We start from the raw sequence: 4833 nt of genomic DNA, 5'->3' as shown, positions 1-4833 counted from the left end.
CTCGGCGCCGAGGCCGGCGTCGTGCTCAGGCTGGAGACGCCGGTCGCGGCTGTCACCCCCTTCCTGTCGCAGGTGGCTTTCGTGACGCTTCTCGGCACCTCGATCGGCGTCAAGGGCCAGAGCCTGTCCGACCAGGCTTGCGACCGCCTGATCGAGGCGCGCGCGCTGATGAAAAAGGCAGGGCGCGAAGCCGACATCATCCTGGCTGCCGACGGCGGTATCCGCCATGAGACGGTGCCGCGCCTGCGCGCTGCCGGCGCCGAGACAGTGGTGCTGGGCTCGCTGGCTTTCGGCGATCCGGACCTTGCGCAGCGCATGGCTTGGCTGCACGGGTTGAAGGTCGCCGCCTGATGACAAAGCTCGCGCTTGCCTTCGATCTCGGCGGAACGGAATTGCGCGGCGCACTGGTCGAGAGCGGCGGCCGCGTTGTCGCGCAGGTTTCGGCGCCGACGATGGCGATCGCAGGATCGGATGCAGTGATCGGCCAAATCATTGCACTGGCCGGGGCTCTTCTGACACAGCACCCACAGGCGGATGTCGCCGGCATCGGCATGTGCGCGCCGGGACCACTCGATCCCAAAGCGGGGATCGTCATCGGGCCGCCGACCCTGGCCGGCTGGCACGACGTGCCGTTGATCGACATTCTCGGCCGGCAATTCCGACTGCCGGTGCGGCTGGAGAACGACGCCAATGCGGCGGCCCTTGGCGAATGGCGCCTCGGCGCCGGCCGTGGCAGCGGCTCGCTGGTGTTCGTCACCGTGTCGACCGGCATTGGCGGCGGCGTGGTTGCCGACGGCCATATCTATCACGGCCGGCGCGGACTTGCCGCCGAGATCGGCCACATGACCATCACCGGCGAAGGCGACCGCTGTTTCTGCGGTGCTGTCGGCTGCTTCGAAGCCGTCGCCTCCGGCACTGCGCTTGGACGCCGCGCCACGCGGCTGACGGCGCCAGGTGACGGCTCTCTGCTCAGGCGCCTTTCCGGTGATGGCGACGTCTCGGCCAGGCACGTCGTCGAGGCCGCCCGTACCGACGATATCAGCGCGCTCGAATTGATCGAGGCGGAAGCCAAGTGGCTGGGCTTCGGCTTCACCAACCTGCTTCACCTCTATTCACCGGACCTGATCGTTATGGGCGGCGGCCTCGCCAACGGTTTCGATCTCCTGGCGCCAGGGATCAAGGCCACCGTCGAGCAGCGGGCCATGCCGGCCTACCGGGATGTGCCGATCGTGCCGGCACAGCTCGGCGACCGCGCAGGACTGATCGGTGCGGCCAGCCTGATCCTGTGGGAAGGCGAACCGGGCGCCCCGCTGGCTATGGCGCAGGACAAGGACAACGAACACGGCGTGACCGAACGTGCCGGTGCCAGGGAGACAAACCATGGCTGAGCTCAAGCTGCGTGGTGCGCGCAAGTCCTACGGATCCGTCGAGATCATCAAGGGCCTTGACCTCGACGTCGAGGACCGTGAATTCGTCGTCTTCGTTGGCCCGTCAGGCTGCGGCAAGTCCACGCTGCTGCGCATGATCGCCGGCCTGGAAAAGATCACCGCCGGCGATTTGCTGATCGGTGGCGTGCGCGCCAACGACATCGACCCGTCCGAGCGTGGGCTCGCCATGGTGTTCCAGTCCTACGCGCTCTATCCGCACATGACGGTGGCCGAGAATATGGGCTTTGCGCTTAAGATCGCCGGCGTATCCGCCGCCGAAAAGGAACGCAAGGTGAGGGAGGCCGCCGATGTGCTGCAACTTTCGCATCTCCTCGACCGGCGGCCAAAGGCGCTGTCCGGCGGCCAGCGCCAGCGCGTCGCCATCGGCCGCGCCATCGTGCGCAATCCCAAAGTGTTCTTGTTCGACGAGCCGTTGTCCAATCTCGACGCTGCCTTGCGGGGCAGCATGCGGCTTGAGTTGATGCGCCTGCATGAACATCTGGCGGCGACAATGATCTATGTCACCCACGACCAGACCGAAGCCATGACCATGGCCGACAAGATCGTCGTGCTGAACGGTGGCAACATCGAGCAAGTCGGTTCGCCGCTCGATCTTTATAACAAGCCGGCAAACATCTTCGTCGCCGGTTTTATCGGTTCGCCGAAGATGAATCTGCTGAAGCTGAAAGTGGCCGCGACTGGTCCCAAAGGCGTCTCCGTCACCTTGCCGGACGGCCAGGCGCTGACCGTGCCAGTTGCAGCGGACGCAACCCGATCCGGCGACGAGCTACTGCTCGGCATGCGGCCGGAACATCTCCGCATCTCGGCCAACGGACAATTCAAGGGGCAAGCCGTGCTGGCGGAGCGGCTGGGCAGCCTGACCATCCTGCATGTCGAGATCGCGCCTGACATCACGCTGGTGGTGCAGGCCGAAGGTGGCGACACCACGCCGCTGCACAGCCCGATCGCGCTCGATATTTCTCCCGCGGTCTGCCATCTGTTTCGTATGGATGGCCCGGCGCTGTCGTCTCCGCACTCGGCGTGAGCGAACCCGGGCAACTGACGACGCCGGTGTCGAGCCTGCTTCGACCTCCCTACAGTGTCGATTTCTCCGGCACCGCGGCACATCAAAAGCCGCTGCACCATTTTAAATCTGATGCGTGTCAGGCGGCTGAGGCTAGCGCCTATTTCCCGCAATGGTGATCGTTGATCTTGTTCAACGCATTCGCATCGGGTCCGACCCGGTGGTAGGAGCAGGCTCCGGCGGCTGTGGTGACCAACTGCTGGTCATAGTAGCGCGGGCCGCCGAACAGGATGTCGATGATGTCGCCTTCGGCGGGAACATAGCGTTCAGGGTTCGCCCGTTGGTCACGACTTCCAGCGAACGCCGAGGCGGACGTGCTGCAGACTACCCCCAAAACGAGAGCGCGGATCGCAAAGCGTTTTGTCGTCATCGGCAATCACCTTCTGGCCGTTCAGCGTCTCAACATACATCCAAAATCGCCAGCCGAGCAAAAGTTCCCCGGATGGTCCGAGGCGGCGGCGAAAAACCTGCCATCCTTGCCGATCCCCGCCTGTCACAATAGGTTTATCCTGCGGCGCTAGGGAGAGCGTTCTCGCATCCGGCGCTCAGCCGGATCCGTCTCTTCACACGAAGTGGGGTTTTCCATGCGCAAGATCATTCTCGCCGCCATGTTTTTGGCATCCGCCATCGCAGGCGCTTCGGCGGCCGACGGCAAGCTGGTCGTCTACACGAGCCAGCCCAACACCGACGCCCAGCAGACCGTCGATGCCTTCATGGCGAAATACCCCACAGTCAAGGTCGAATGGGTGCGCGATGGAACGCCGAAGATCCTGGCCAAGCTGCGTGCCGAGATCGAAGCCGGTCAGCCGCAGGCGGATGTGCTTCTGATCGCCGACGTTGTGACCATGGAAGGGCTGAAGAAGGAAGGCCGGCTGCTCGCCTATCCCGAGGCCGATGTCTCCGGCATCGACGCCACCCTCTACGACAAGGACAAGACCTATTTCTCGACCAAGCTGATCACCACCGGCATTGTCTACAACACCAAGGCGCCCTTCGTGCCGGCAAGCTGGGAAGACCTCACCAAGCCGGAGGCGAAGGGCCTTGTCGCGATGCCCAGCCCGCTGACCTCGGGTGCGGCGATGATCCACACTGTGACGCTGACCGGAAACCTGCGGGAAGGCTGGGATTATTACAACGCGCTCGCCAAGAACGGCGCTCAGGCAAGCGGCGGCAATGGCGACGTGCTGAAGGCCGTCAGCGGCGGCGACAAGCTGTTTGGCATGATCGTCGACTACATGCCCATTCGCGAGAAGGCCAAGGGCGCACCCGTCGAGTTCGTATTCCCGAGGGAAGGCGTCTCGGCTGTCACCGAGCCCGTCGCCATACTGTCCACGGCCAAGAACGCCGAGGCGGCCAAGGCCTTCGTCGATTTCCTGCTGTCCAAGGACGGACAGCAAGCTGCCGCGAAGATGGGGTACATTCCGGCACGCGCCGATATTCCCTTGCCGGCCGGCTATCCCGATCGCTCGTCGATCAAGGTGCTGGGCTACGATGCAGCCGCTGCGCTCGCCAACGACGCTGCCAACAAGGAAAGGTTCGGCGCCGTGATGAGCCAGTAGCCAGCCCAGCAGCCGGTGGTGTCGTCCGCGCAGGACATTCTCCCCGGGCGGTCCGTGCCGGCACGGCGCGGGCCTGGGATGCGGGCCACGTCAGGGTTTCGCGCATCGGCGCTCGCCGTTCTGCTGGTTATCGCTCTGCTCAGTCTGCTGCCGATGGTCAGGCTCGTCGTCGCGGCCGTGGCGCCGGGCGGTGAGCTCGACTTCGGCGCATTCGCCGAACGTTTGGCCAAGCCCGCCGCCTTGCGGGCGATGTGGCATACGCTGGATACTGCCTTTTTCGGCGCCGTGCTGGCGATCTGCGTCGGTGCCCCCTTCGCCGTCGCCGTCACGATGACCGACCTGCCCGGGCGAAAGCCCCTTGGCTTCCTGCTTTTGCTGCCGCTGATGATCGCGCCGCAGGTGACCGCTTTGTCGTGGCTGCATCTGTTTGGCCCGTCCAGCACGCTTCTCGGCATGGTCGGCATGGCGCCGCCACCGGGAACACCCAGTCCAATGCTTGGCCGAAACGGCATCATCTTGCTTTACGCTGTCCAGCATGCACCGATCGTCTTCATCACGCTGCGGGCGGGGCTTGCGCGGATTCCCCGCGATCTCATCGAGGCAGCCAGGGCCTCCGGCGCCGGGCCGCTATCCGTGCTGTGGACCATCGTCCTGCCGATCGTGCGTCCGTATATCGTGGCTGCGGCGGCACTCGCCTTCGTTTCGGGCGTCGGTAATTTCGGCATCCCTGCTTTGCTCGGAATGCCGGTCAACTATCTGACGC

The 4833-nt window shown here is 64.7% G+C and carries 6 protein-coding genes; 5 read left to right on the top strand and 1 reads right to left on the bottom strand.

Annotated features, from left to right (window positions below; translation table 11 throughout):
• The 3 genes from E5W87_RS33940 to E5W87_RS33930 form a co-directional block, all read left to right on the top strand.
• On the top strand, positions 1-351 hold a 351-nt coding region (locus tag E5W87_RS33940), incomplete at its 5' end, for a HisA/HisF-related TIM barrel protein (protein WP_292407849.1).
• Entirely contained in the window at positions 351-1388 is a 1038-nt protein-coding gene (locus E5W87_RS33935) for an ROK family protein (RefSeq protein ID WP_292407847.1), read from the top strand. The genes E5W87_RS33940 and E5W87_RS33935, both read left to right, overlap by 1 nt.
• Positions 1381-2472, top strand: coding sequence for an ABC transporter ATP-binding protein (locus tag E5W87_RS33930; protein WP_292407844.1), 1092 nt, complete (start codon positions 1381-1383; stop codon positions 2470-2472). Before E5W87_RS33935 ends, E5W87_RS33930 begins: the two co-directional genes overlap by 8 nt.
• Before the next feature lie 139 nt (positions 2473-2611).
• Here the strand turns inward: E5W87_RS33930 and E5W87_RS33925 are convergent, their stop codons facing one another.
• The gene (locus E5W87_RS33925) at positions 2612-2881 is read right to left on the bottom strand and encodes a hypothetical protein (RefSeq protein WP_292407842.1); all 270 of its coding nucleotides are present in this window, start codon (positions 2879-2881) and stop codon (positions 2612-2614) included.
• 214 nt (positions 2882-3095) lie between these two features.
• Between E5W87_RS33925 and E5W87_RS33920 the strand changes: the two genes are divergently transcribed.
• Positions 3096-4070 (top strand): ABC transporter substrate-binding protein, encoded by a 975-nt coding sequence (locus E5W87_RS33920; RefSeq protein ID WP_292407839.1) that lies wholly within the window; start codon positions 3096-3098, stop codon positions 4068-4070.
• 78 nt (positions 4071-4148) lie between these two features.
• Positions 4149-4833 (top strand): iron ABC transporter permease (locus E5W87_RS33915; RefSeq protein ID WP_292407837.1); only part of this gene is annotated, 685 nt, incomplete at its 3' end.

The sequence above is a fragment of the Mesorhizobium sp. genome, assembly GCF_004962925.1.
Classification (GTDB): Bacteria; Pseudomonadota; Alphaproteobacteria; order Rhizobiales; family Rhizobiaceae; genus Mesorhizobium.
This window is presented reverse-complemented; position numbering and strand designations above follow the sequence as displayed.